Raw genomic sequence first — 4,468 nt, forward strand, 5'->3', positions numbered from 1 at the left:
GTCCAGATCGGTGGCGAGAGCTGTCACTCCAAAAGAATACACGAATCCATGAATTCAGATACTCGTGAATTCGAACACTCCCGACCCAGCCACCTCCAGCTCGGCCAATCCACACTGTTGGCAATGACATCCGTTTTCGCTAACCTCTGTCCGGTTGGTCTTGTCGACAAGCGGAGCGAAACCGCTCCCTGGCGACAGCGGCTCGGGCCAGCGCGGGACCGGGGCGGGCGCCAGCCGGCGCCCGCCGGCGCCCGTCCGTCGCGGTCCATGTCCGGGCCACGACGCTTCGTGACAGACAGGCGCTGCCCCGTCCTCGACGCGGCGCCCTGGGGGTTTGGAGGCTTCCGGTGACGACCATGCTCGACCGGCGACTACTGCTGCGGTCAGGCGCTTTCGCTCTGCTCGGCGCGGCGGGGCTCGCCGCCTGTTCCGACGACGACGGCCCGGCGGCGGACGCGCCGGCCTCCACGGCGCCCACCCCCCGCCAGGGCGGGACACTGCGCGCAGCGTTCGTCGGCGGTGGGGCGGCCGAGACGCTGAACTTCCTGATGGGCCCGACCCCGCTGGACTACATCCGCGCGCGCTCCATGCACGGTGCGCTCGGCATCCTCGACCCGAAGGAGCCCGAGGGCGTCCGGTACGAGCTGCTGGAAGGCATCGACGCCGCGGCGGATCTGACCAGCTACATACTGCGGGTCCGCCCCGGCGCCACGTTCACCGACGGCTCCCCGGTGACGGCACATGACGTTCTGTACTCGCTCAGGGCTCCGGGAACGCTCGGCTCCCTGCCCTACCTCAAGCCGCCGGCGGCGAACTTCGACCTGGCCGCCGCACGGGTCGAGGGCGACCAGACACTGGTGCTCCCGACCAAGTCGCCGATCGCCGACGGCCGTCTCATCCTGTGCCAGAGCACGCTGGTCTTCAAGGACGGCACCACCGAGTTCACCGCCGAGATGCCGACCAGCGGGCCGTTCCGGCTGACCGGTTTCGAACCAGGCCGGGGCAGCACGTTCACGCGCAACGACGACTGGGTCGGCCTGACGCTCGGCGGCGGGCCCTACCTGGACGGGCTTGAGCTGCGCACCATCGCCGACACCACCGCCCGGGTCAACGCCCTGACCGGCGGGCAGGTCGAGTTCGCCGCGGGCCTCAGCCCGGTGGCCGCCCGCACCCTGGAGAGCGACGACACGTTCGAGGTCGTCACCGCGGAGCTTCCCTACGCGACCATGCTCTCGTTCGCGCTGAACCTGTCGTTCGCCCCGTTCGCCGACGTGCGGGTGCGGCAGGCGTTCAAGTACGCCGTTGATCGCCAGCGCATCGTCGACACGGTGTACTTCGGCCGCGCGTTCGTCGGCAACGACCTCGCCGGCCTCGGGTTCGCCGACTACGCCGACGACATCGAGCAGCGGCCCCACGACCCGGAACGGGCCCGGTCGTTGCTGAAGGAGGCGGGCGCGGAGAACCTGGCCGTCACCCTCACGACCGCGCCCGAGCTGGCTGGCATGAGCGAGACCGCGACGCTCTACGCCGAGCAGCTGCGCGCGGTCGGCGTCAACGTGACGCTCGACGAGAAGGCCGCCGGCCAGCTGTTCTCGGACTACCCCGCCTATGTGCGCCTGCCGTTCGCCGCGAGCTACAACCCGCCGGTGCCGCCGCTGTCGAACTACGTCTCGACCCGCGCCGGTGGGGCGCCGTCCGCCTTCGGCTTCAACCGGCCGGATGTCGACGCGCTGGTCAAGACTGCGCGCAGCGCCACCGACGAGGCCGCCCGGCGCGAAGCCGCCGGGAAGGCCCAGCGCGTCCTGTGGGACGAGGGCAACTCGGTCGTCCCGGTCTTCGTCCCGTCGATCAACGGGCAGACGACGAAGGTCCACGGCGTAGCGGAGGATCTGTTCACCAACTTCAGCCAGGCGTACCTGGCCTGAGCCCGCCAGCGACCGAAGGCGGGCAGACGAGACAGGTCGTTCACGTCCATGACGCTCGGGTTGTTGGTGCTGCGGCGGCTGGCGGCCGCCGGCGCCGTCCTCGTGGTGCTCTCCGCCGTCATCTTCCTGGCGACGGATGTGCTCCCCGGGGACGCCGCCGGCGTGCTCGCCGGCGCGGACGCCACCACCGCCGACCGGGAGGAGCTGACCCGGCAGCTGCACCTCGACGAGTCGCCGGTCAGCCGCTACCTGCGCTGGGCCGGCGACGCGCTGCACGGCGACCTCGGGCAGGGCCAGGTGGGCGGACGGGACGTCAACGAGGTGCTCGGTGACACCGTGCCGAACAGCCTCGCGCTCACCGTGCTCGCGCTCGCCGTCGCGCTGCCCGGCGCGATCCTGCTCGGCCTGGTCACCGCGGCGCGCCTCAACGGGCGCGCCGACCAGACGGTGTCCCTGGTGACCCTGGCCGCGGCGGGTCTGCCGGAGTTCGTCACCGCCGCGCTGCTGGCCTGGGCGTTCGGGGCGCTGCTCGGGATCCTGCCTCGGGTCTCGCTGGTCGACCTCGGGCAGCGGCCGTGGGAGTCACCGGAGGTGATGGTGCTGCCCGCCCTGACCCTCGCGATCGTCGCGACGGCGATCGCGACCAGACTGCTGCGCTCGTCCGCGGCCGACGTGGCGGCGGCCCCGTACGTGCGCGCCGCCCGGCTGCGCGGCGTGCACGGCCCGCGGCTGGCGCTGCGGCACCTGCTGCCGGCCGCGCTCGCCCCCACCGTCCAGGTCGTCGCGGTGCTCTTCGGCGGCCTGCTCGGCGGGGCGGTCGTGGTCGAGAGCGTGTTCAACTATCCCGGTGTCGGCTTCGAGCTGACGCAGGCGGTGGCCAACCGGGACGTCCCGATGGTGCAGGGGCTGTCCCTGGCGCTGTGCGCGCTCGCGCTGCTCGGGCTGCTGTGCGGCGACGTCATCGCGGCCGTCGTCGACCCGCGCACCCGGAGGGCGCGGTGAGCCGGCTGACCCGCGGCAGACGGGTGGGCGGCAGGCAGGCCCGCGGCAGACGGGTGGGCGGCAGGCTGGCCGGCGGCGCGGTCGGGGTGCTCGTCGCCGTGAGCCTGCTCGGCCCGGCGCTGGTCGGCGGCTCGGTGAGCGCCCAGGTCGGCCTGCCGTTCGAAGGGCCGTCACCGGCGCACCCGCTGGGCACCGACGTGGTCGGGCGCGACGTGCTCACCCGGCTGGCGCACGGCGGGCTGCCGGTCGTGGCCCTCGCCCTCGGCGGCACCCTGCTCGCCAGCGTGGTCGGCGTTGCCGTCGGGGTGACGGCGGCGCTGTCCCGGGGACGGGCCGGCGAGCTGACGGTCCGCGCCGTCGACGCGTTCGGTGTCATCCCCGCCGTCCTGCTGATGCTGGTACTCGCGACCGGCTTCCCCGGCAGCGACCTCGCGGTGATGGCCACGGTCGCCGTCGTCGGCGTCCCGTTCTCGGTGCGGGTGGTGCGCGCCGCGGCGCAGCAGATCGCCGCCAGCGGCTATGTCGAGGTGGCCCTTGCCCGCGGTGACCGGCGGTCCGCCGTGATCCGCCGGGACGTGCTGCCGAACATCGTGCGCCCCGTACTCGCCGACGCCGGGCTGCGCTTCTCCGCGGCCGTCCACCTCACGGCGACGGCGGGTTTTCTCGGACTCGGACGGTCCGCCCCCGCGCCGAACTGGGGACGGATGGTGGACGAGAACGCACCCGGCGTGGCGCTCACGGCCTGGCCGTTTCTCGCTCCGGTGCTGGCTCTCGTCGTCCTGTCGGTGTCGGTGAACATCCTCACCGACCGGCTCGCCACCACGTTGGCGGAGCGATCGTGACGACCACCGAACAGACCAGTCCCGGTCCGCACGACCCCGCCGCGCGACGCGATGTCGAGGAGCTCATCGGCGTCGAGGGGCTCACGATCGGCCCGTCCGGCGGTGGCCCGCCGGTGGTCGAGGACGTCGGGTTCGAGGTCCGGCGCGGCGAGGCGGTGGCGCTGGTCGGGCGCTCCGGCGCGGGCAAGACCACGACGGCGCTGGCGCTGCTCGGCCATGTGGCTCCCGGCCTGGCCGTACGGTCGGGCACGGTGCGGGTGGCCGGCGAGGACGTCCTGGCCGCCGCGGTCGCGACCCGGCTGCGCGGGCGGACCATCGCCTACCTGGGGCAGGATCCCGCCAGCGATCTGCATCCGACCCGCCGGCTGCGCGCGCAGCTGCGGGAGGCGGCGGGCCGGTCCGAGGCCGATGTCGCCCGGCTGCTGTCCGCCGTCGGGCTGCCCACCGACCCGGCCTTCCAACGCCGCTACCCCCATCAGATCTCCGGTGGGCAGGCGCAGCGGGCCGCGTTCGCGCTGGTCCTCGCCGGCCAGCCGGACATCCTCGTCCTCGACGAGCCGACCGCGGGCCTGGACGCCGTGCTCACCCGCGCCATCCGCGGCCTGATCAGCGAGCTGGCCGCCAGGCACGCGGTGGTGCTCGTCAGCCACGACCGGGCGCTGGTCGACGCGGTCGCCACCCGCACCGTCACCCTGGGCT

At 73.5% G+C, this 4,468-nt stretch carries 4 protein-coding genes; all 4 read left to right on the forward strand.

Annotated features, from left to right (window positions below; genetic code table 11):
• Nucleotides 1-356: 356 nt before the first annotated feature.
• Nucleotides 357-1,925, forward strand: coding sequence for an ABC transporter substrate-binding protein (locus AC08OP_RS18925; protein ID WP_476615414.1), 1,569 nt, complete (start codon nt 357-359; stop codon nt 1,923-1,925).
• A 48-nt stretch (nt 1,926-1,973) separates the two neighbouring features.
• Nucleotides 1,974-2,927: an ABC transporter permease gene (locus tag AC08OP_RS18930; protein ID WP_476615409.1), complete on the forward strand. Its 954-nt coding sequence runs from the start codon at nt 1,974-1,976 to the stop codon at nt 2,925-2,927.
• On the forward strand, nt 2,924-3,769 hold the full coding sequence (locus AC08OP_RS18935) for an ABC transporter permease (protein WP_476615410.1): 846 nt from the start codon (nt 2,924-2,926) through the stop codon (nt 3,767-3,769). The genes AC08OP_RS18930 and AC08OP_RS18935 overlap by 4 nt, the downstream gene beginning before the upstream one ends.
• The coding region (locus AC08OP_RS18940; RefSeq protein WP_476615411.1) for an ATP-binding cassette domain-containing protein at nt 3,766-4,468 on the forward strand (703 nt) is incomplete at its 3' end. The genes AC08OP_RS18935 and AC08OP_RS18940, both read left to right, overlap by 4 nt.

The sequence above is a fragment of the Frankia sp. CeRuru1 genome, assembly GCF_977966315.1.

Excerpts from the sequence above, each read along its gene's own strand:
- AC08OP_RS18925 (WP_476615414.1), top strand. The coding sequence starts at position 357 with ATGCTCGACCGGCGACTACTGCTGCGGTCAGGCGCTTTCGCTCTGCTC.
- AC08OP_RS18930 (WP_476615409.1), top strand. The coding sequence starts at position 1,974 with ATGACGCTCGGGTTGTTGGTGCTGCGGCGGCTGGCGGCCGCCGGCGCC.